Origin of the sequence: Comamonas sp. (genome assembly GCF_009360615.1) — a bacterium.
Lineage (GTDB): Bacteria > Pseudomonadota > Gammaproteobacteria > Burkholderiales > Burkholderiaceae_C > Comamonas.
This window is the reverse complement of sequence record NZ_SPEY01000020.1, coordinates 217,316-237,995: the sequence shown is the minus strand read 5'-3', so window position 1 is coordinate 237,995 and position 20,680 is coordinate 217,316. Positions and strand designations below refer to the sequence as shown.

Annotated in this window: 21 protein-coding genes and 1 tRNA gene; 9 read left to right on the top strand and 13 right to left on the bottom strand. The window is 64.3% G+C overall.

Going from position 1 to position 20,680, the window contains the following annotated elements:
- Positions 1-574 precede the first annotated feature (574 nt).
- Positions 575-760 carry a hypothetical protein gene (locus E2583_RS06500; RefSeq protein ID WP_003056699.1) on the top strand — a complete coding sequence of 62 codons (186 nt, stop codon included), beginning with the start codon at positions 575-577 and terminating at the stop codon, positions 758-760.
- 434 nt (positions 761-1,194) lie between these two features.
- Here E2583_RS06500 and E2583_RS06495 read toward each other — a convergent pair.
- The 5 genes from E2583_RS06495 to tolB all read right to left on the bottom strand — a co-directional run bounded on the left by E2583_RS06495 (position 1,195) and on the right by tolB (position 4,867).
- Positions 1,195-1,270: transfer RNA gene (locus tag E2583_RS06495), tRNA-Lys, on the bottom strand.
- 96 nt (positions 1,271-1,366) lie between these two features.
- Positions 1,367-2,191 (bottom strand): tRNA threonylcarbamoyladenosine dehydratase, encoded by an 825-nt coding sequence (locus E2583_RS06490; RefSeq protein WP_291594134.1) that lies wholly within the window; start codon positions 2,189-2,191, stop codon positions 1,367-1,369.
- Positions 2,191-2,952: a tol-pal system protein YbgF gene (gene ybgF / locus E2583_RS06485; RefSeq protein WP_291594132.1), complete on the bottom strand. Its 762-nt coding sequence runs from the start codon at positions 2,950-2,952 to the stop codon at positions 2,191-2,193. The genes E2583_RS06490 and ybgF overlap by 1 nt, the downstream gene beginning before the upstream one ends.
- A complete protein-coding gene (pal, locus tag E2583_RS06480; protein WP_034356711.1) occupies positions 2,952-3,479 on the bottom strand; it encodes a peptidoglycan-associated lipoprotein Pal in 528 nt (175 codons plus the stop codon). Before pal ends, ybgF begins: the two co-directional genes overlap by 1 nt.
- Before the next feature lie 68 nt (positions 3,480-3,547).
- Positions 3,548-4,867, bottom strand: coding sequence for a Tol-Pal system beta propeller repeat protein TolB (tolB, locus tag E2583_RS06475; RefSeq protein ID WP_291594124.1), 1,320 nt, complete (start codon positions 4,865-4,867; stop codon positions 3,548-3,550).
- Positions 4,868-5,167: 300 nt separating this feature from the next.
- Here tolB and msbA point away from each other — a divergent pair, with 300 nt between their 5' ends.
- Positions 5,168-7,015, top strand: a complete 1,848-nt coding sequence (gene msbA, locus E2583_RS06470) for a lipid A export permease/ATP-binding protein MsbA (protein ID WP_291594123.1) — start codon at positions 5,168-5,170, stop codon at positions 7,013-7,015.
- 111 nt (positions 7,016-7,126) lie between these two features.
- On the opposite strand, the gene E2583_RS06465 is transcribed toward msbA, so the two are convergent.
- The 6 genes from E2583_RS06465 to mltG form a co-directional block, all read right to left on the bottom strand.
- A complete protein-coding gene (locus tag E2583_RS06465; protein WP_291594121.1) occupies positions 7,127-7,855 on the bottom strand; it encodes an ankyrin repeat domain-containing protein in 729 nt (242 codons plus the stop codon).
- Positions 7,852-8,682, bottom strand: coding sequence for a TatD family hydrolase (locus tag E2583_RS06460; RefSeq protein WP_291594119.1), 831 nt, complete (start codon positions 8,680-8,682; stop codon positions 7,852-7,854). The genes E2583_RS06465 and E2583_RS06460 overlap by 4 nt, the downstream gene beginning before the upstream one ends.
- A gap of 113 nt (positions 8,683-8,795) precedes the next feature.
- Positions 8,796-9,152, bottom strand: a complete 357-nt coding sequence (locus E2583_RS06455) for a PilZ domain-containing protein (RefSeq protein ID WP_291594117.1) — start codon at positions 9,150-9,152, stop codon at positions 8,796-8,798.
- Between the two features lie 89 nt (positions 9,153-9,241).
- Positions 9,242-10,267: a DNA polymerase III subunit delta' gene (locus tag E2583_RS06450; protein WP_291594115.1), complete on the bottom strand. Its 1,026-nt coding sequence runs from the start codon at positions 10,265-10,267 to the stop codon at positions 9,242-9,244.
- Complete coding sequence (gene tmk / locus E2583_RS06445) at positions 10,264-10,953, bottom strand: dTMP kinase (RefSeq protein WP_291594113.1); 690 nt, start codon at positions 10,951-10,953, stop codon at positions 10,264-10,266. The genes E2583_RS06450 and tmk overlap by 4 nt, the downstream gene beginning before the upstream one ends.
- 88 nt (positions 10,954-11,041) lie before the next feature.
- Entirely contained in the window at positions 11,042-12,034 is a 993-nt protein-coding gene (gene mltG, locus E2583_RS06440; protein WP_291594111.1) for an endolytic transglycosylase MltG, read from the bottom strand.
- A 44-nt stretch (positions 12,035-12,078) separates the two neighbouring features.
- Between mltG and E2583_RS06435 the strand changes: the two genes are divergently transcribed.
- The 4 genes from E2583_RS06435 to E2583_RS06420 all read left to right on the top strand — a co-directional run bounded on the left by E2583_RS06435 (position 12,079) and on the right by E2583_RS06420 (position 15,788).
- Positions 12,079-13,035 (top strand): folate-binding protein, encoded by a 957-nt coding sequence (locus tag E2583_RS06435; RefSeq protein ID WP_291594109.1) that lies wholly within the window; start codon positions 12,079-12,081, stop codon positions 13,033-13,035.
- Positions 13,036-13,101: 66 nt separating this feature from the next.
- Positions 13,102-14,613, top strand: coding sequence for an ATP-binding protein (locus tag E2583_RS06430; RefSeq protein ID WP_291594108.1), 1,512 nt, complete (start codon positions 13,102-13,104; stop codon positions 14,611-14,613).
- The gene (locus tag E2583_RS06425; RefSeq protein ID WP_291594106.1) at positions 14,594-15,175 is read left to right on the top strand and encodes a response regulator; all 582 of its coding nucleotides are present in this window, start codon (positions 14,594-14,596) and stop codon (positions 15,173-15,175) included. Before E2583_RS06430 ends, E2583_RS06425 begins: the two co-directional genes overlap by 20 nt.
- A 118-nt stretch (positions 15,176-15,293) precedes the next feature.
- The gene (locus E2583_RS06420) at positions 15,294-15,788 is read left to right on the top strand and encodes a heme-binding protein (RefSeq protein WP_291594105.1); all 495 of its coding nucleotides are present in this window, start codon (positions 15,294-15,296) and stop codon (positions 15,786-15,788) included.
- A gap of 311 nt (positions 15,789-16,099) precedes the next feature.
- Here E2583_RS06420 and E2583_RS06415 read toward each other — a convergent pair whose 3' ends face one another.
- The gene (locus E2583_RS06415) at positions 16,100-16,957 is read right to left on the bottom strand and encodes a GNAT family N-acetyltransferase (protein ID WP_291594103.1); all 858 of its coding nucleotides are present in this window, start codon (positions 16,955-16,957) and stop codon (positions 16,100-16,102) included.
- A 16-nt stretch (positions 16,958-16,973) separates the two neighbouring features.
- Complete coding sequence (locus E2583_RS06410; protein WP_291594101.1) at positions 16,974-17,954, bottom strand: alpha/beta hydrolase; 981 nt, start codon at positions 17,952-17,954, stop codon at positions 16,974-16,976.
- Between E2583_RS06410 and E2583_RS06405 the strand changes: the two genes are divergently transcribed.
- From E2583_RS06405 to E2583_RS06395, 3 genes are all read left to right on the top strand, one after another.
- Positions 17,953-18,228: a hypothetical protein gene (locus E2583_RS06405; RefSeq protein ID WP_291594098.1), complete on the top strand. Its 276-nt coding sequence runs from the start codon at positions 17,953-17,955 to the stop codon at positions 18,226-18,228. The two genes, E2583_RS06410 and E2583_RS06405, sit on opposite strands and share 2 nt — an antisense overlap.
- A 464-nt stretch (positions 18,229-18,692) precedes the next feature.
- Entirely contained in the window at positions 18,693-19,001 is a 309-nt protein-coding gene (locus tag E2583_RS06400; protein WP_291594097.1) for a DUF3649 domain-containing protein, read from the top strand.
- Complete coding sequence (locus tag E2583_RS06395; RefSeq protein WP_291594096.1) at positions 18,998-20,680, top strand: PepSY domain-containing protein; 1,683 nt, start codon at positions 18,998-19,000, stop codon at positions 20,678-20,680. The genes E2583_RS06400 and E2583_RS06395 overlap by 4 nt, the downstream gene beginning before the upstream one ends.

Sequence of the window (20,680 nt, the reverse complement as noted above, 5' to 3'; positions counted from 1 at the left end):
GCGTCAGGACTGACTGCCGCTCGCTGAATCCCCGCCTGCAGCACTGAGCCGTGCTGCAGTGATCGCCCACCGTCTTGTCTTCGTCGAGACTGCGAGCGCAAGGACCTGGCCTGGTCCTTGGGCAACACGGCCCCCTGCTGCGCAAGCTCGTAGCCTGTGCCCCAGAGGTGCTTGACATCAATGCCACCCAAGGGCACCAGACCTCGAAGGCCGGCACCCAGCGGCCATGACCGCGGCAACCACCGGCAGAGCAGCACAACGCATCCGCAAACACCTCGGCCTGCTTGTTGCTGGAGATGAAAGCCTCGGTCAACCCCTACTCCCCCATCCAAGGCTGGCAGGTTGCGCAGGCAAACGCCGGCGTCATTGTCTGAATGCCCTCGCGAGGCGCCCAGGCAAACACATGTCTCCCGCTGCAACTATCCACATCTACCCTAGAGAGACTTCTCGTCGTCGTGATTCCAACGCAATGCAGGCAATCCATCCGGTCAGCACCGAATTCACTGGACGCGCCATCCTGGCACCTGTACCGTCAACTTCTGGTTCACAAACTTGATTGAAGGCTACCTGCCCCATGAGCAAATCCAAAGAATCCACAGTCCATCACATCGTGGATGCGAAGCAATGGGAGCTCAATCGTGAAAAAGAGCGCATCACCTACCCTGCAAACCATGCCGGCCCGATTCAGATGGACTGGCGCAAGCGCGAGAACTACTCGGCCACCGACCTGAACTACCGCGGAAGAAGCAAAACGCCGTAACGACAGATCTGGCCCGCACTGCTGCTCCGTTCCCCGAAGCCGAAACGGCTGCACCTGCGACGATTCCGACACACATCGGCAGCTCCAGCCGCGAGACAGGAGACGGCGGCAGGCGGCTTTATCGATGCGGATTCCGCTGCAGTCTCCTGCCAATGCTCGCCTGGTCTGCGCACCGAAACCCGCTGCGTGCGGTCAACATTGAGGGGATCATGCAGCGAGGCAAACGCCCGAACCAGCCGGCCAAGCCCAATGATTGCGGTACTCAGGGAAGCCTGATCATTCGCAGATTCATGCCCGTGATCTGCACGCCGGCTGTATCGCTCGGCCCCAAAAAAGCACGACAGTTAGCCCGTACCGCATGTCAAGACCGACATCCGGGTGCGCAAAACAGAAAAGCCGCTACAACCTTAATAGCTGTAGCGGCTTGCGTATTCTGGTGGGTCCTGCGAGATTCGAACTCGCGACCAACGGATTAAAAGTCCGCTGCTCTACCGACTGAGCTAAAGACCCTGCCACACCTCAAAAGCAGTAGTTGCCTAATCAGTGGAATGACGTTATTGTAATCTATTTTTGTTGGCTTGCCGCCAAAATCGTGAATTAGTTGGCCTACGGGACTTGCCGGGCCAATTGATCGAGCACCCAGCCAGCTGCGCTCTGGCCAAAGGTCGCCGTCACTGCCACGACGGAGCCATAGCCATGGCAGTTGAGGCTGCCATCGCCGCCCTCGATGGCGCAAGACGCATCGGGAGGAGCCACCGCCTCGCGGCTGAACACGCAGGTCACGCCCATGCGTTTGCCGTCCTTGGGTGCGCCATGCTGTTTGCGCAGCCGGTACCGCAGCTGCGATAGCAGCGGATCATGCGTTGTCGCGCTGAGGTCGGCAATATCCACCAGGTGGGCCATGCGCTTGCCGCCCGCAGCACCGACGGAGATGAAGCATTGCCGGGTCCTGCGCGCATGCGCAGCCATTGCGGCTTTGGCCTTGATCTGATCGCATGCATCAATCACCGCATCGGCATCTGCCGGCAAGAGTTGCAGCCAGTTGTCCGGATCGACAAATTCATCGATGCAATCGACCACGCAAGCCGGATTGATCTCGGCGATGCGATCACGCATGGCATCGATCTTGGCCTGCCCCACCGTGCTGGTCAGCGCATGGATCTGTCGATTGATGTTGGACTCGGCCACGTGATCCATGTCGATCAGGGTCAGGCGGCCGACACCGCTGCGCGCCAGAGCCTCGGCCGTCCAAGAACCGACACCACCCACGCCGACCACGACCACATGGGCCGCACGAATCCGGGCCGCGCCCGGCACGCCATAGAGGCGCTCCAAACCGCCGAAGCGGCGCTGCACATCTGCTTCTTCCATCGAAAAAACAGCGCCGGACGGGGGCGCTGTTTCCGCGTGAGGCTGTAAGTTTCCGGCCATTACTTGAGCGTCGCCAGCTTGGTCTTGGCAATCCCTGCGGCTTCCGAGTTCGGATAGGCCTGCAGCAGCTCTTCCAGGGTCTTGCGCGCGGCCTTGGTGTCCTTGAGTTCCACCTGGCAGTTGGCAATGGACAGGGCTGCCTCGGGTGCACGCGCATGCATGGGTGCATTCGTCATGACCGAGCGGAAATTGGCGATGGCGTTCTTGTAGTCGCGTGTGGCGTACTGCGAGTTGCCCAGCCAGAAGCGCACCGACGGCGTGTAGCCGCTCTTGGGCCACTGGCGCAGAAATGCGGCGAAGGCCTGACCGGCTTCGGGGAACTTGCCCGAGCGGAACATGCCCAGAGCCTGCTCGAAGTCCTGCTGCTCGTTGCGGTCGGCGGTGAATTCCACGCCATCCACGGTCACACTGACAGGTTCGAACTGACGCAGACGCTCGTCAAATCCCTTGGCCAGATCCTTCTGGCCGCGCTGCAGCTCGGCCGCATCACGTGTCAGCTGCTCGTTCTGGCCACGCAGCTTGGCCTGGTCGGATTTGAGCGCTTCGATCTGCGACTGCAGGTCCAGCAGGCTGCGTCGGGTTTGCTCCTGCGATTGCTGCAGGCTGTCAACGCGCTGGCGCAGTTCGATGATGGCGCGGCGCGCCTCGTCATCACCAAACAGGGCTGCCTGGGCGCTGATGGCATAGCCGGCCAGCAGACCGGCCGCGACCAGGCGAGGCAGCGTTGCGTGACGGAGAGTCAACAAGGCCTGCTTCATCATTAACGGTAGTTGATTTCGACGCGACGGTTCTGGGCGTAAGCGTCTTCGCTATGGCCTTCGGCAGCGGGCTTTTCCTTGCCGTAGCTCACCGCTTCGACCTGGGCATCGTTGACACCCAGCAGACCCAGAGAGCGACGCACGGCTTCGGCGCGCTTCTGACCCAGGGCCAGGTTGTACTCGCGACCACCGCGCTCGTCGGTATGGCCTTCCAGCTGCACCTTGGCAGCAGGGTTGGCCTTGATGAACTTGGCATGGGCTTCGATCTGCGGCTGCGCATCGGCCTTGACAGAGTAGCTGTCAAAGTCGAAATACACGATGCGGCTGACGCCCTGAGGGCCGGCCTTGGACGCGGCCGAACCGGTCAGGTCTACGCCGGATACCCCACTCTGGCCCTGGCCGCTTGCGCCGGCGCCCTGGCTCGACAGCGAGCCGTCAACAGGCTTGTCGTCGAGCTTGACGCCCGAGCTGCAACCAGCGACCAGAGCGGTCACAGCCAAAGCCAAAGAAAGACGTTTGATAGTCAACATGAGATTTCTCCGAACAGTCCACAACGGACTTCATCACTAGAAAAAGAAAAGGGAATACGAACTTCAGATCAGTGCTTCTGGAACGGCCCCCAGTCGGGCTCGCGTATGTCGCCGCCTTGGCCGGCCAGGCGCGCCTTGATCTTGCCGTCCAGCGTCGTGGTCATGAGCGCTTCGCGCCCTCCCTGGATGGTGGCGTATACGATCAAACGGCTGTTGGGCGCAAAACTGGGGCTCTCGTCCGCCGTGGTGTCCGTGACGGAGTTCACGGTGCCTGTTGCCAGATCCATGACCTGGAGCTTGAAGCCGCCGCCCACGCGAGAGACATAGGCCAGCCATTTGCCGTCAGGGCTGATGGCGGGGGAAATGTTGTAGCTGCCGTTGAAGGTCACGCGCTCGGCACTGCCGCCGGATGACGAGACCTTGTAAATCTGGGGGGCGCCGCCCCGGTCACTGACGAAGTAGATGGTGCGGCCGTCGCTGGAGAAGCAGGGCTCGGTATCGATGCCGCTGCTCTGCATGAGACGGCGCGGCTCGCCGCCCTGGGCGCTGAGCAGATACAGCTGCGAGCCGCCATCGCGGCTCAGCGTCACGGCCAGACGGCTGCCGTCGGGCGACCAGGCCGGAGCACTGTTGGAGCCTCGGAAATTGGCCAGCAGTCGGCGATGGCCGCTGGCCACGTCGTGCACATAGACCACGGGCTTGCGTGACTCGAAGGACACATAGGCCAGTTGCGTGCCGTTGGGCGCCCAGGCCGGGGAAATGATGGGTTCGGGGCTCGACAGCGCCGACTGGGCATTCTCGCCGTCGGCATCGGCAATCCACAGACGGTACTGGGAACCGGCCTTGGTGACGTAGGCAATGCGGGTGGAGAAGATCCCCTTCTCGCCCGTGAGCTTTTCATAGATGTAGTCGGCAATGCGGTGCGCCACCAGACGCAGATCGCCGGTGGTCACGGCGAAGCCCTGGCCGCCCAGATCCTGCCCCTTGACGACATCCCAGAGGCGAAAGCGCACGTCCCAGCGGCCATCGGCCAGACGCGTGATGCTGCCGGTTGCCAGCGAATCGGCGCCCTTCTGGCGCCACTGCGCCACGTCGGGGCGCGAGGTCTCGTCCAGCGCGACGCCAGAAGCGTCCACGCCGCGAAACTGGCCGCTGCGCTCCAGGTCGGCCTGGATGATGGCGGAAATCTTCTGAGGGGCCGAACCTTCCCCCTTGAACGGGGCAATGGCGATCGGCAGCTGTGTCAGGCCCACGCCTGTTACCTCGACCCTGAACTGGGCCAGCGCCGGAAGTGCCGGCGTGGCGGCTAGCGTTGCCAGCATGGCTCTACGGGAAGCGCGCGGCCCAGCCGCCCAGGTTGTCAGGGATGGAAGTCGGTCAATAGTCATTGGCAGCCATCAAAATTTCCGGAATTGCCCGGTACAAACACAAGCGCGAATGTTACACACACTGACGGATTCCTGATGTAAGAACGTGCTCAGTAGGGTGATCAAACGCAAGTGGCACAAAAGTTTCAGATCGGGAGCATGCCAGAGTCCGCACGGGCGCGGCGGCAATCCCGAGGCCGATTCTGCCGCAGGCTTGCGCTTTATATTCAAACAGGCATAGTTGGTTACAACTTCATCCCGAATTTCATCTATTGAGATCCGGGCGGACTCCAAAAGCACAAGCCCTAAAATCACGCGCTTATGCAAGCCACACCGTCCCCATCGCCGAGCGAGGCCGCTCCCGCGCCAGCTGCCCTCATCCATCCTTCAGAGCTGCCGCTGATGCAGCGCCTCAAGCGCCTGACGCCTTATTTCTCGGGCCAGCGCTGGGCCTGGGGGCTGGCCATTCTGGCCACGCTGGTGGGAGCGGCAACCGAGCCGGCCATGCCGGCGCTGCTCAAGCCCCTGCTCGACAGCGGCTTTACAGCAGGCTCGCTGCCGCTGTGGACAGTCCCGGTGTTTCTGATCGGCCTGTTCGTCATTCGCGGCCTGGCGCAGTTCACCGGACAGTATGCGCTGGCACGCATCACCAATGACGGCATGCTGGGTCTGCGCCAGAAACTCTTCGAGCGCCTGCTGGCCGCCGACATGAGCCTGTTTTCCCGGCAATCGGCATCGGCGCTGTCCAACACCATCGTCTACGAGGTGCAGACCGGCGCCCAGCAGCTGGTGCAGGCCATGATGAGCATCTCCCGCGACGGCTTCACGCTCATCGCACTGCTGGGCTACCTGATCTATCTGAACTGGCAGCTCACGCTGATCGTCGCTTTCATGGTGCCGGGCGTGGCCTGGGTCATGAAGACGCTGTCTCGCCGCCTGTACCGCATCACCAAGTCCAGCCAGACAGCCACCGACGAGCTGGCCTATGTCGTGGAGGAAAACGTGCTGGCGCACCGCATGGTGCGCCTGCATGGTGCCCAGGCTTCGCAGCAGTCGCGCTTTGGCGAATTGAGCCGTCAGCTGCGCGGCCTGAACACCAAGGCCACCATCGCGTCGGCCGCCATGACGCCGCTGACCCAGGTGCTGGCGGCGATTGCGCTGTCGGTGATTCTCTGCATCGCCCTGTGGCAAAGCCGCGAAGGCGGTGCCGCCATCGGCTCGGCCAGTGTGCAGGATGTGACCGTGGGCGGCTTTGCCGCCTTCATCTCGGCCATGCTGATGCTGATTGCTCCCATTCGCCGCATGGCCGATGTGGCCAACCCCATCACCCGCGGCGTGGCAGCCCTGGAGCGCGGGCTGACCCTGCTCGAAGGCTCCACCGACGAGCAAGGCGGCAGTTTCAAGCCCTGCGCCAAGGTCAGCGGCGCCCTGCAGCTGAACGATGTCAGCGTGCAGTTCGGCCCGGACAAGGCTCCAGCCCTCTCGCACCTGAGCCTGAACGTCAGGGCCGGCGAAGTCGTGGCCCTGGTCGGCCCGTCCGGTGCCGGCAAGACCACGCTGGTCAATCTGCTGCCCCGCTTTTTCTCGCCCACCAGCGGCCAGATCCTGCTGGAGGGGGTTCCCGTGGCCGACTGGGATCTGAACACGCTGCGCCAGCAGTTCGCCATGGTCAGCCAGGACGTGGTCATGCTCAACGACAGCGTCGCGGCCAATGTGGCCCTGGGCCAGGATATTGACGAGACCCGCGTCTGGTCGGCGCTGGAGGCCGCCAATCTGGGCGACTTCGTGCGCAATCTGCCCCAGGGCCTGCACACCCTGGTGGGCCACAATGCCAGCCAGTTCTCGGGCGGCCAGCGCCAGCGCCTGGCGATTGCGCGCGCGCTCTACAAGGATGCTCCCATCCTGATCCTGGACGAAGCCACTTCGGCACTGGACAACGAGTCCGAGCGACTGGTCCAGCAGGCGCTGAACCGGCTGATGCAAGGCCGCACCACGCTGGTGATCGCCCACCGCCTGTCCACCATCGAGCATGCGGACCGCGTGGTCGTCATGGAGCGCGGCCAGATTGCCGAGCAAGGCTCGCATGAGCAACTGATGGAGCTGGGCGGCCTCTACGCCCGCCTGCACAACCAGGTGCGCAGTTCGACCCCTGGCGAGCCTCAAATTTAAGAGCTGCTACCGCATATAAATAAAGGACTTCAGAGTCAAATGACCCTGAAGTCCTTTTTCATTGCGCGCTAGCAGCTATCAAAAGAGCTAGCCCGGTACTGAAACCGTCCGCTACCAGCTCCCGCGAGGGGGCTGGGTACGGCGCTCATGCTGCAGCGCCTTGCCCAGCAGATCGACCATGTACTGCCGGTCCACCAGCCTGGCGAAGTCCGCTGCCGTCATATTGCGCTGGTTGCGCAGCGTGACGTCCGCCCCCTCCTGCAGCAGCAGCCTGACCACGGCTTCGCTGCTGTACTGGGCGGCCAGCATCAGCGGCGTGCTGCCGTTCGGCGATGCGGCATCGATATAGGCGCTTTCCTCGAGCAGCAGCTTGATGATGTCCAGCGTCTGCGGCGTATCGGCGGAGGCTGCATAGTGCAGCGGCGCCCAGCCTTCGCGATTGACGTCCGCGCCGCGCTTGATGAGTTCGCGCACGATGTCGAGGTGGCCCTTGATGCAAGCCATCATCAGCGGCGTCTCGTTCTGGCGCGAAGCCAGATTGACATCGATGCGGGGTGCCTTGAGCAGCACGTCGAAGACCTTGAGCGAGTCCTGATGCAGGGCCGCCACCAGTCCGGGGCGCCCGCGCGAATCCAGGGTGTTGGCGTTGAAGCCTCGGAAGATCAGATTCACCATGGCGCTGGCGTTGTCGCTGATCAGCGCCCGCGAATAGTCCTCGTAGTCATTGGCCAGCGCCAGCCCCGGCAAGCCCGACACCCCGGCGACCACGGCCCCCGCCCAGCGCAGGCTCTGGCGGCGGTTCAATGACGATGCAATCGATGGGGCAGCCAAAAGACTCATGCACTCGCTCCGGAAGGCGCCGACAAGGTCACGCCCTTGAACAGACGGTCAAAGTTGGCACTGGTGGCGGCGGCCACCTCCTCGATGGAGATGCCGCGCACCTCGGCAATCTGCCTGGCCACAAAGGGCACATAGGAAGGATTGTTGGTCTTGCCACGGTAGGGCACGGGCGCAAGATAAGGACTGTCGGTTTCGATCAGCAGCCGCTCCAGTGGCACGAAGGCCGCCACATCGCGCAGATGCTGGGCACTCTTGAAGGTCACGATGCCCGACAGGGAGATGTAGTAGCCCATGTCCAGCCCCGCACGCGCGACCTCGGCCGTTTCGGTGAAACAGTGAAACACACCGCCGGCCTGGGTGCTGGAATCGGCCTCGCCGCACTCGCGCAAGATCCCCAGGGTGTCGTCGGAGCTGCTGCGGGTGTGGATGACCAGCGGCTTTTGCGTGATCTGGGCGGCCCTGATATGCGTGCGAAAGCGCTCGCGCTGCCATTCGAGATCGGCAATCGAGCGACCGCCCTTGCGGTCCTCCATCCCGTAGTAATCGAGCCCGGTCTCGCCGATGGCCACCACACGCGGCAGCGCTGCACGCTCCACCAGGTCCTGCACGCTGGGCTCGGTCATGTCCTCGGTATCGGGGTGCACGCCCACGGTGGCCCAGAAATTGTCGTAGTCCAGCGCCAGCTTGTGCACCTCGGGAAACTCTTCCATCGTCGTGCTGATACACAGCGCGCGCGTGACCTTGGCCGCAGCCATGGCCTCGCGGATCTGCGCGATATTGGCGCTCAGTTCGGGAAAATTCAGATGGCAGTGGGAATCGGTAAACATAGAAATTGGAACGTCCCTGAGCGGCTGCGCCGCGTCCCCCGGGGGACGACGCCATCGCTGCGAGAGGGCTCTTGCTCGGCGTCTCTGATGTGGGAGCGCGCCATTGTTGAACATCAGATTGTCTGAGTGGGCTTCTCGGAACTCAGGGCCGTGCCGAGTATCTGCTCGATCCTCGCCTTGAGCTCGGCGGACTTGGCATCCTTGGGAAACTGGATGCCCACGCCCTGGGAGCGATTGCCGGACGCACGCTCTGGCGTCACCCAGGCTACACGGCCCGCGACCGGGTAGCGCTGCGGATCGTCAGGCAGGGTCAGCAGCACATAGACATCATCGCCCAAGCGATAGTCGCGCTGCGTGGGAACAAAAATCCCCCCTTCCGCGAACAGCGGAATATAAGCGGCATACAGCGCCGCCTTTTCCTTGATCGCCAACTGCATCACGCTGGGACGGGGGGTGGTGGTTGCATTCATAGTGGGTAGCAAAATTCTGGTGGCAGCCGAGAGCCGGTACTGCGAGGTTAACACCCGCGAATATTGTGACCCAGCCCGTGCTGCATGACCTAGCGCACGGCTTTCGCGGCCTTGCCCGAGATCAGCACGGAACGCGCCCTGGAGGCCAGGGCCTCCATCATCAGCCCGGCATTGAAGGGATGATCGGCCGTGCGCGCCGCCTGCACCAGCTCGCGCGACCATTCGGACAGTAGTGCCATGGACAGCGGCTTGCCCGGCAGATCGGCAGGCGAGAAATACCGGGGAACGCCCCCGCCGGACAGGGCCATCAGGTCGTGGCAGATTTTCTGCAGCGCCTGCACGGCGTCCACCGGGGCAAAAGCCGCAAGCGCGGCCACATCGCCCTTGGCCAGCTGTCTTGGCAATTGCGCCCAGGCAGCGGCCTTGCCGGCCTCCCCCGCCATGCGCAGCGCATCGCCAGGGCGACCTCCAGCGGCCTGCAACGCTGCGGCGGCGTCCGCCTCGTTCAGCCCCTGGGCCTGCAGCCATTGCGCAGCCTCGACACCACCGGGCCAGCTCATGGTGTGCGTCAGGCAGCGGCTGCGAATGGTGGGCAGCAACTGGTGCGCAGCCTCGCTGGCCAGCACGAAGCGGGTGTCCCCGGGCGGCTCCTCCAGCGTCTTGAGCAGGGCATTCGCGGTGATGGCATTCATCTGCTCGGCCGGGTAGACCAGCACCGCCTTGCCGCGCCCGCGCGCGCTGGTACGCTGGCAGAACTCCACGGCATCGCGCATGGCTTCCACGCGGATTTCCTTGCTGGGCTTGCGCTTCTTGTCGTCGATGTCGGCCTGGGCCTTCTCCGGCAGCGGCCAGCCCAGCGCCATCATCTGCACCTCGGGCATGAGCACGCACAGATCGGCATGTGCACGCACCTCGATGGCATGGCAGCTGGCGCAGTGCCCACAAGCACCTTGCGCAGACGACTGCTCGCAGAGCCAGGCGCGCACCAGCGACAGGCCCAGTGCGTACTGCCCCAGACCCGAAGGCCCTTGCAGCAGCCAGGCATGACCTCGCTGGGACAGCAAGCGAGCACGTTGCGCGGCGATCCAGGGAGCCTCGAGATCGGGGGCGCTCATGGCTTGCTTCCCACCATGATGGCCAGCCAGCCCTTGCGCACCACGGCCTGGATGATCTGCTGCCATACGGCGTGACGGCTGGCATGGGCGTCGATGCGCACAAAGCGCTGAGGTGCAGCCCGGGCACGATCGGCATAGCCCTGGGCCACCCGGGCGAAGAACGCCCCGGGCTGGGCCTCGAAGCGGTCGGGAACACGGGCCGTGGCCAGGCGCTCGGCCGCCACCTCGGCGGGCAGGTCGAACCACAGCGTCATGTCGGGCTCGCGCATGAAATCCGGGTCCGCACCCGCCTGCAGCGCCGTGCCGGTCTGGGCCATGCGCTCCAGGGCCGACAGCTGCTCCCAGCTGAAGCCGCGGCCCGCGCCCTGGTAGGCAAAAGTGGCATCGGTGAAGCGGTCGCTGATGACGACCTCGCCGCGCGCCAGCGCCGGCTCTATGACCTGCACCAGATGGTCGCGCCGGGCCGCAAAGGCGATCAGCGCCTCGGTCAGCGGGTCCATGGCGTCATGCAGCATCAGGGTGCGCAGCTTTTCGGCCAGCGGCGTGCCGCCGGGCTCACGCGTGAGCGTGACCACCCGGCCCTGATCGCGAAAAGCCTGGGCCAATGCGTCGATATGCGAGGACTTGCCTGCGCCATCGATGCCCTCGAAACTGATGAACAGACCCTTGGGTAAAGCTGTACTCACTGATATTTCCTCTAGCGCACCGCTGGGGGCACCAGTTGTTTGATACGACACAGGGCACCGGCCAAGGCCTGCCGCCCTCGCAAATGGATCACTGGCCGCGCTGGTAGCGGTTGACGGCCCTATTGTGCTCGTCGAGCGAAGCGCTGAAATGGCTGGTGCCATCGCCCCGGGCCACGAAATACAGCGCCTTGGTCTGATCGGGCTGCACGGCCGCCATCAGCGCCGCCTTGCCGGGCATGGCAATCGGAGTGACGGGCAGGCCCGCACGGGTATAGGTGTTCCAGGGCGTGTCCTCGAGCAAGTCGCGCTTGCGCAGATTGCCGTCAAAGCTGGGGCCTACGCCGTAGATGACCGACGGGTCGGTCTGCAGGCGCATGCCTATGCGCAGGCGATTGGAGAACACGCCGGCAATCTGCGCCCGGTCTGCAGCACGGCCGGTTTCCTTTTCCACGATGCTGGCCAGGATCAAGGCTTCATCGGCAGATTTGAGCGGGGTATTGGCAGCCCGCATGGCCCAGGCATCGGCCAGACGGCGATCCATGGCATGCAGCGCACGTCGCAGCACGGCCATGTCCGAACTGCCCTTGGCGTAGGTATAGGTATCAGGAAAGAAGCGCCCCTCGGGCAGCACACCCGCACGGCCCAGGGCCGTCATCACCGCTTCGTCACTGAGACCCGCGCTGTCCTGCTTGAGAAATTCTTCGCGCGCCAGCGCCGCGCGCACCTGACGCCAGTTCCAGCCTTCGACAAGGGTCAGGGCGCGCAGGCTTTCCTCCCCCCGTGCCAGCTTTTGCAGCAGCGAATAGGGGGTGAGACCCGAGCTCAGCTCATAGTTGCCGGCCTTGATGGCGCGATCCTTGCCCGAGAAGCGAAACCACGCATAGAGCAGACGCGCATCGGTATGCACTCCGGCCTTGACCACGTTCTGCGCCACGCCACGCGGCGTGGTGCCGGGCTCGATCTCCAGCTCCAGATTGGGCTCGGACAGCTGCAGCGGCTGGTTCAGCCACCACCAGGCGCCGCCTGCCGCCAGGGCAGCCAGCAGCAGCAAAAATATCAGTGCTCGAATAAGGGCACGCACAAGCTAGATCCATCAGTACACAGAGCGACGATCATAATTCAGCCATGACCCAGCCCAAGACGCTGCCCCTGAACGGCATTACCCCCATTTCCCACCTTGGTGTCATCCGCGCCGTTGGCGCCGACGCAGCCAGCTTTCTCCATGGCCAGCTGAGCAACGATTTCGCGCTGCTCAAGTTCGATCAGGCCCGCCTCGCGGCCTTTTGCACGGCCAAGGGGCGCATGCTGGCGAGCTTCATCGGCTTCAGGCGCAGCGCTGATGAAATCCTGCTGATCTGTGACTGCAGCCTGCTGGCCCCCACGCTCAAGCGCCTGTCCATGTTTGTGCTGCGCGCCCAATGCAAGCTCAGCGATGCGACGGCGGACTTCGCACTCTACGGCCTGGCCGGCCACGCCGCCGAGCACCTTGCTGGCAAGGATGCCACGGCGTGGATGCTCACACAGCAAGCCGATGCCCATGTGCTCTCCCTCTACCCTGCGGCAGGCAACCAACGCGCGTTGTGGATCGGCCCTGCGGGTCAGGCTCCCGAAGGACAGTTGATTGGCGAAGACCTCTGGCAATGGTCCGAAGTCCAGAGCGGCGTGGCCACGCTGTCGGCGCCCGTGGTGGACGCCTTCGTGCCCCAGATGCTGAACTACGAATCCCTGGGCGGCGTCAACTTCAAGAAAGGCTGCTACCCCGGCCAGGAAGTGGTGGCCCGCAGCCAGTTCCGCGGCACACTCAAGCGCCGGGCCTATCTGGTCCATGCCGAGCAGGCTCTGAGCGTGGGCCAGGAAGTCTTCAGCGCCGAAGACCTCGAGCAGGCCACCGGCACCGTGGTGCAGTCCGCAGCTGCACCGCAAGGCGGCTGGGATGCCATCGTCTCCATGCAGATCGCCTCCGCCACCCGCGACGATCTGTTTGCCCATGCGGCGCTGGCCGAAGGCCAGAGCGCCGATGCAGGCCAGGGCATTGCGCTTAAGGTCCTGCCTATGCCCTACGAGCTGCTGGCGGATATCTAAGCGTCCCCGGGCCCGCACTGCCGCTGGCCCGGCATTGCCAGCCAGGCCACCGCTACACTTCGGCGCATGAGCAACGCTTCCCCGGACGACCGCCACCGCTGGCTGCTGGCCCTGGCCTGGGGGCTGCTCTGCGCCTTGATCCTGGCCCTGCAGTGGTGGCAGGCGCATGCCCGCCAGGAGCAGGAGCAGTTGCAGCTGACCCAGACCTTACAACGCCAGATGCTGGAGAAGGTGGCCCAGCACAAGGCCCACCTTACCGCCCTGACTGCCGTGGCACCGCTCGATGCTGCCAAGGAGTCATCGGCTCTGCAGCATATTGCGCAGTCGGTGCAGACCATTTACCCGCGCGTCCAGGAAATCCAGCTGGTCACTGCGGCCACGCCCGCCACCGGCAGCTGCCGGGCACCGGCCGTGGCACAGACAGCCGCCCCGCTGGCGCCGCGAGCCAGCGCCAGCCTGCCTGACTCCCTGCACCCCGGCCATTATCTTTTCCTCAAAAAGATCGCAGTGCCCGCAGGCTGGCTCTGCGTTCGCATTGATGCCTCGCACCTGCTGGACGAAAAAGTCCTGCCGGATGGCAGCGGACTGCGCATACGCCTCAACGGCCAGACCTTGCTGGAGCCCGCAGCTCAGCTGCAGCAAAGCCAGCCGTTCGGCGCATTCACCCTCAGCGGCTATGACCAGCCCCTGCAGGTGCAGCTGCTCACACGCCCCCGCAGCCTGCTCGGCTGGGGAGCGGCGCTGGCCAGCGCCCTGATCAGCGTCGTGCTGGTCGGTGTCGCCCATCTGGTCTGGCAAAGCCGCCAGCAGGCCAGGCGCCACCAGCGGCGCGCGCAGTTGCTGGCCAACGAGGCCCAGCTGGCCCATGCATCGCGCGTCAACGGCATGGGTGAGATGGCTTCCGGCATTGCACACGAGCTGGCCCAGCCCGTGACGGCACTGCTCAGCCAGAGCCAGGCCGCGCTGCGCGCCCATGAGCTGGGCAAGCCTGAGCTGCTGGCGACGGCTTTGCAGGCCAATGTGCGCGAGGCCAGGCGTGCGGGCGCCATCCTGGAGCGCATGCGCAGCTATGTCAGCAATGCGCCCAGCCCATCGCAAAGACTGGACCTGGTACAGGCAGTCAACCAGGCCCTGCTGCTGCTGGAGGGACCGGCGCGCCAGGCCAAGGTACGGCTGCACTGGCAGCCGGCGCTGCCACTCTGCATGGCCTGGGCGGACCCGGTGGCGCTGGAGCAGGTGTTGCACAATCTGGTGCGCAACGCGCTCGATGCGCTGGGCCAGACTCAGGACGCCCAGGCCGCCATCACCATCTCGCTGGAGCAAAGCGGCGACGAGGCCTTGATCAGCGTGCAGGACAACGGCCCGGGCATGACCGCAGCCACGGCACAGCGCATCTTCGAGCCGTTTTTCACCACGAAGTCCGACGGCATGGGCCTGGGCCTGCCACTTTGCGCCACCCTGATGGAACGCATGGGCGGTCGCCTTGAACATGTACCGGGTGCGCATGGTGCCCGCTTTGTCATGCATCTGCCGCTGGATAGAACCGATTTGCCTGCTCATGATTTATCTGATCGATGATGACCCGTCGGTGCGCAACGCTCTGCATCTGTTGCTGCAGACCTATGAGCTGCCAGTGACCTGTTTTGAATCGCCGGCCGACTGCCTAGCCCATCTGGATCGCAGTCAGCCCGGCATCCTGATCACCGACCTGCGCATGCCCATGATGTCCGGCCTGCAGATGCATGAGCAGCTCATGGCGCAGGGCGTGGACTGGCCCACGATCGTGATCACCGGCCACGGCGATCTGCATGCCTGCCGCCGCGCCTTCAAGGCGGGGGTCACCGACTTTCTGACCAAGCCCATCGAGGAGCAGACCCTGCTGCAGGCCATCGAGTCGGCGCAGGCCAGGCTCGCCCGGCAAGCCGAGCGCAATGAAGCCCGCCACAGCCTGCGCGGCCTGACCGAACGCGAACGCGAGGTGCTGCAGCTGATCACCAAGGGTCTGGGCAGCAAGGAAATCGCAGCGGCGCTGGATATATCGGTGCGGACGGTGGACACGCACCGCGCCAAGCTGGCCGAAAAGCTCGGCACCGGCTCGGTCGCCGAACAGACAAGACTGCTGCTGACTGCTGCCGTGTGAGCGGGCCGACTCGGTAGGATTACCGATGGCCATCCGTTACCTTGCGAATGGGCGTCGAGAACGTCGGTTCTTACAGTTCTGTCATTGCCTGATCACCCCATCCACAAGGAACTTTGACATGAACCAACGCCTGCGCAACATCGCCCTCAGCACCCTGGCCCTGGCCGCCGCTGCCAGCGCCTCCGCAGCCACCGTCTCGACCCGCAGCCTCGCCAGCACCACCGCGGTGCAACTGGCGCAGCAGACCGTGGCGGCCTGCAGCGCCGATGGCTACAACGTCAGCGCATCGGTGGTGGACCGCTCGGGCGTGCTGCTGGCCATGGTACGCGCCGATGGTGCCGGCCCTCACACCGCCGAAGCCTCGCGCGCCAAGGCCTTCACCTCGGCGTCGTCGCGCAACCCCACCAGCGGCATCGCCAAAGCCATTCAGTCCAACCCCGATGCAGCCGGTATGGCAAACATCCCCGGCTTCCTGGTCCTGGGCGGCGGCGTGCCTCTGAAGAGTGGCAATGAAACCCTCGGTGCCATTGGCGTGGCCGGTGCGCCAGGCGGCCATCTGGACGAAGCCTGTGCCCAGAAGGCCATCACCGCTCTGAAGGATCAGCTGCAGTAATGCCGAAGGCACGCAGGCGATAGAGGACAGAGTTCCCGCCTGCGTGCGGCCAGGCCTTCGACGCAGGCCGCAGAGGAGCGCCCCATCGGCAGGCGGTCCCCGACCTGGAGCTCACCCGGGCACGTCGCTCCCGGACCTCGCCGGCATGCGCTCAGAAAATCCCGTAGCGATAAGCCGCATAGGCAGCCGCAGCCACCCCGATCAGACAGAGGACGGTCATGATTCTTGCCATCGACGCTCCTTCGTATCAAGCATCAAATCGGGCTTGAACGTTTGCAAATAAAGAGTTTCAAGCTATCAAAACAGAGGTATCAAAGAACTCTGCGCATCGTGATGTGGGGAATACCGGCCTCCTCATAAGGCTCGCCTACCGGCGTAAAGCCGGCACGCAGATAGAAGGCTTCGGCATGGCGCTGCGCGTGCAGCACGATCTCCCTGTCGCCACGCTCGCGCGCCGCGTCCATCAGGCTTTCGAGCACCATACGTCCCCAGCGACCGCCGCGCACGCTGCGATCCACAGCCATGCGGCCGATACGTGCCACGCCCGGCGCATCGCTGACCAGTCGGCCCGTGGCCACGGGCTGGTTCAGGCCATTGAACAGCACTACATGGCGCGCCACGGGATCGAACTCGTCGATCTCGATCTCGCGCGGCACACCCTGCTCGCGCACAAACACGGCCAGGCGCAGGCGCTCGGCATCACGCCCCAGATCGTTCCAGCTGCCCGATCGCAAGGCGACGACTTCCTGGCCGGCTTCAAAAGCCGTGAGCAGATCCCGCAGCGCCTGGGGCACGGGCCTGGGGGTCTGCGTCGCCGCGTCGGCAAACACATAGATCAGTTCCACGGTGTTGAGCAACTCCATGCCTCGGAAGATGCCCGCCTCGAACTGCAGCGAAGTATTGCCCTGTTTGACGCAGCGGATGCCGACATCCAGCACATCGCCCAAAGTGGCCGAGCCGTGATAGACCGTACTGGCCTTTTTCACGAACAGCTCGCCGCCCAGCGAGGCAAACCCGGCCTCATAGGGAATGGCCAGCTGGCGCCAGTAGTTGGTGATGGCCACATCGGCATACATCAGATAGTGCGCGTTGAAAACAATCTTCTGCGCGTCCACCTCGGCCCAGCGCACCTCGATACGCGTACAGCTGCGAAAGTCCTGTCGGTTCATAGTTCTCACTCTGGTTTCAATTCAATCCAAATGCGCCGCGCAAGGCCTGCGCCATGTCCCGGTGCGCCTGCCGCGCTTCGGCAATCACGCGGCCCATCTTGACGAACTCATGGGTCACGCCCTTGTAGATTTCCAGTTCCACGGACACGCCCGCCATGCGCAGCTTGTCGGCGTATTCCACACCCTCGTCCACCAGGGGGTCGTACTCGGCCAGACCGATCCAGGCGGGTGCGACGTCGTCGACATCGGGAGCCAGCAAAGGCGCGAAGCGCCAATCCTCGCGATCCTGGCGCCTAGCGATGTATTGCGCAAAAAACCAGGTGATCGACGCTTCGTCAAGCACCAGTCCACGGGCAAAACGGCGATGGGAATCAGTGTCCTGGTGCGCCGTGGTGCCGGGGTAGATCAGCAACTGCAAAGCCAGCTTGAGGCCGGTGTTGCGTGCTTCGATGGCACAGGCTGCCGCCAGCGTACCGCCGGCGCTGTCGCCGCCGACCGCCATGCGGCCGCCGTCCGCCCCCAGGCTTTCGGCATGGGCTGCCAGCCACTGCAGCGCATCCCAGGCATCGTCATGTGCGACGGGAAACTGGAACTGCGGCGCCAGGCGGTAGTCCAGCGACACGACCATGCAGCCTGCCAGATGGGCAAGCTGACGGCATAGCGGATCATGCGTGGCCACGCTGCCTACGGTAAAGCCGCCGCCGTGCAGATACAGCAGCACAGGCAGGCCCGCAGCGGGGGCGTCATCGCGACTCACAGGTGCATAGAGGCGGGCCGGCAACTGCGCGCCGTCGCGTGCAGGAATCTGCAACTCCTCCACACGAGGCAAGGGCTGCCTGGGGATTTCAAGCACGCCGGCGCCAGCTTCATAGGCCGCCTTGGCAGCTTGCGCACCGAGCTGATGCATCGGAGTGCGCGCGGCTCGCTCCATGCGACGCAGCACATCGCGCATGGAGGGTGTCAGACTGGCTGGCAAAGCCGCAGAGGAATCGGACATGATCACGACGATAAAAAAACACAGGATGGCATTGTGCGTTGCAACTCTGAAGTCTGCAGGCCGGTGCCGAGAATTGTTCGGCATCGATACCCGCCAGCGCCTCCCCGGCCATCGGCAGAAGCCGCCCGCTTTAGACGGCCTGGCAGCCTGGTGGTCGGATGACCTGGTGAAGCGGCTGTCAGCCGCAAGCCGCGAGAAGCCCTTCGGCAGCATGCTGGTGCGCCGGCAGCCACCCGCGCTGGGGTCGCCCATGGCGCGGCAGTCCTTGCGATGAAACAGACCCGATCCGCGGGTGGGCGGCAGATCTGTCTTTGCGTCCGGCTCACGCCGCGCGGTCGGGAACCACGCTTCGTTGCCTACGTTGTCAGCATGGGCCCTGCTCTCCCCTTGTCGGCGCTGGGAATGCAGACCTGGCCTCTTCAGCCGAACGCCGACCGGCCCTGCAAGTCTTGCGACTCAGAGTGCTGTGATTGCTCCAAGAGCGGTTCAGGCTCCTGATTGGAAAATAAATAGAAATCATTCTCAATAGAATGTATACTCGCCTTTACATTTCTTCGCACGCCAGCATGATTTCTTGACACGAGCCAGCCAGCGAATCGGCCGCACCGTTTGTCTGTCTGTCATGCTGAGCTACCCATCTACCTGCTCTCCCTTGTCCAGGGCGCTTCGCACGCGCTTTGTCATTGCGGCTGCTGAATGCCGCAATCCTTGCCGCCCGTCAGGGCATCCGGAGGCGGCATGAGAGCCAGCGGCCCCCTTGCGCACTACCGGCTTGCCGTTGTCTCGCGCAGCCTGGCTGCCGCCCTGGGCGGCTATGCGCTCGCAGCCGTCAGTACCGCAGCCCTGAGTCTGCTGCTGAGCTCGTGGATGAGTCGCGTGGAAGCCGTAATGACCGCCACCCTGCTGTCCTGGGTCATCTACGCCATGGCGATTGGCTGGACTTTCTATGCACGCACAGCCTGGCTTGCCTGGGCCGGCGTGCTTCTTCCGACGCTGTCCCTGGGCGCAGCGATATACGGGACGTCTTCGTGGGGGGTGCAAGCATGATTGGCTCGCCAACCGCACGCCAGCCCGAGCAGGAAGGATTCCGCCAGGCCATGTCCTGGCTGCACACCTGGTCAGGGCTGATTCTGGGCTGGCTTCTGTTTGCGATTTTCGTCACCGGTACGCTGAGCTTCTTCAAGAACGAATTCAATCTGTGGATGCGGCCCGAGTTGCATGGTCTGCCCGCGTCCGACAGCGACGTCGCACAACGCGCCCAGGAGGCGCTGCACGAGCACGCGCCGGGCGTCAGCCACTTCATCATGCGCCTGCCCGATGCGCGCACGCCGACCGTGAACGTACTGTGGCGCGACCTGCCCGACAGCCGCTTCCAGACCTTGCTGCTGCACCCGCAGACCGGTGCCGCACTGCAGGCCCGCGAGACCGCCGGCGGAGAATTCTTCTACCGCTTCCATTTCGAACTTCGCACCGCTCACAAGGGCCGCTGGACGATTCAGGGCCGCTGGGTGGTGGGCGCAGCCACGCTGCTGATGTTCATTGCCTTGCTGACCGGCGTGGTCACGCATCGCCGCATCTTCAAGGACTTCTTCACCTTTCGCCCGCGCAAGGGCGGACAGCGCGCCTGGCTGGACGCACACAATGTCTCGGGGGTGCTGGTGCTGCCCTTTTATCTGATGATCACCTTCAGCGGTCTGATGATTTTTCACGCCTTGTACATGCCGGCCGGCATAGCCGCCGCCTACCCGGGCGCAAAGGCAGCGGATTCACAAAGCTATTTCTCGGAGCTGCAGGGCGACACACCCGGCGCACGCAGCGCCCGGCGTGGCAGCAAGGTACCATCCGAGCCCCTGCCCCTGCTGGACCTGGCCCCCATGCTGACCCAGGCTGCCGAACTGTGGCAAGGCGGCCGAGTCGGCAGCATCACGGTGCGCAGCGACAGCCTGGGCCCGCTGGTGGAGATCACCCGACATGACGGAGACCGGCTGCAATACGGCCCGGCCCGGCTGCGCTTCGATGGCATCACCGGCCAGCTGCAAACCCGGCTGGATCCGCGAAGCCCCGCCATCAAAACCTATGGCGTACTCTACGGCCTGCATCTGGGCCGCTTCGCCGATACCGGCTTGCGCTGGGTGCTGTTCGGCTTTGGCGTCATGGGTTCGCTGATGATTGCCTCGGGCCTGATACTGTGGTCCGTCAAGCGCCGCGCCCAGGCCCTGCGCAGGACGCCTGCCGCCCCTCTGCCCTTTGGCGAACGGCTGGTGGCAAGTTTCAACATCGGCCTCATGGGCGGCCTGCCGCTGGCCATCGCGGCCTATCTGCTGGCCAACCGGCTGTTGCCCCTGGAAATGCCAGGCCGACCCGATGCCGAGCTGTCCTGCTTTTTCGGCATCTGGATACTAGCCTTGCTGCTGGGCCTGATCCGGCCTTCACGCCAGGGCTGGGCGCTGGTCCTGGGCCTGGCAGCCCTCGCCTATCTGCTTCTACCCTTGGTCAATGCCCTGACCACCTCCACCCACCTGGGCATCAGCCTGCCGGCCCTGGACTGGAGCTGGGCCGGCATGGACCTGAGTTTTGCAGCCACGGGACTGATGCTTGCCGCCCTCACCCGGCATTTGCTCAGGCACAAGCCCCTGGCCGCTGCCAGACATGCTGCCCCCGCCAAGTCCGAGCGCAAGCGCAACGGCGCGCGGACTCCCGGCGACAACACGGCGCAGGAGGCTTAG